Origin of the sequence: Bizionia sediminis (genome assembly GCF_042684585.1) — a bacterium.
GTDB lineage: Bacteria > Bacteroidota > Bacteroidia > Flavobacteriales > Flavobacteriaceae > Algorimicrobium > Algorimicrobium sediminis.
Genome location: NZ_JBHULS010000023.1, coordinates 1 through 888 on the forward strand (window position 1 = coordinate 1; position 888 = coordinate 888).

At 43.6% G+C, this 888-nt stretch carries 1 protein-coding gene; it reads left to right on the forward strand.

The window, feature by feature from the left end; genetic code table 11:
* Positions 1-888: HYR-like domain-containing protein (locus tag ACFSQP_RS13090; protein WP_449252226.1), on the forward strand; the 888-nt coding region annotated here is incomplete at both ends.

Genomic DNA, 888 nt, shown 5'->3' on the forward strand with positions numbered 1-888 from the left:
GTGGCGGCACTATCATTGGTGTGTCTTCTGATGTTGTGGACAATACTGACGCTTGTAACATTTTAATTACACGTACCTGGACATTTACAGATGCTTGCGATAACACATCGTCCGTTTCTCAAACAATTACGGTATCTGATACTACGGCTCCTGTAGCACCAAACGCGCCTGCCGATGTAACTTACGAGTGTATCTCGGAAGTGCCTGCTGCACAAGAGTTAGTAGCAATTGATAACTGTGGTGCTGAAATATTTGGTGTAGCAACAGACTCTACAATGGATGAAGATGCTTGTAACATTATCATTACACGTACTTGGACATTTACAGATGCTTGCAACAACACATCATCAGTTTCTCAAACAATCACTGTATCTGATACTACGGCTCCTGTAGCACCTGCCGCACCTGCCGATGTAACTTACGAGTGTATTTCTGAAGTGCCTGCTGCACAAGAGTTAGTAGCAATTGATAACTGTGGTGCTGAAATTTTAGGTGTAGCAACAGATGCTACAATGGATGAAGATGCTTGTAACATAACAATTACACGTACTTGGACATTTACAGATTCTTGCGATAACACATCGTCAGTTTCTCAAACAATCACTGTATCTGATACTACGGCTCCTGTAGCGCCTGCTGCGCCTGCTGATGTAACTTACGAGTGTATCTCGGAAGTACCAGTGGCGCAAGAGTTAACTGCAACAGATAATTGTGGTGGCACTATCATGGGTGTGTCTTCAGATGTAATTATTGATTCTGATGTATGCAACATTACAATCACCCGTACTTGGACATTCACAGACGCTTGCGATAACACATCGTCAGTTTCTCAGACAATCACTGTATCTGATACTACGGCTCCTGTAGCACCTGCTGCACCTGCCGATG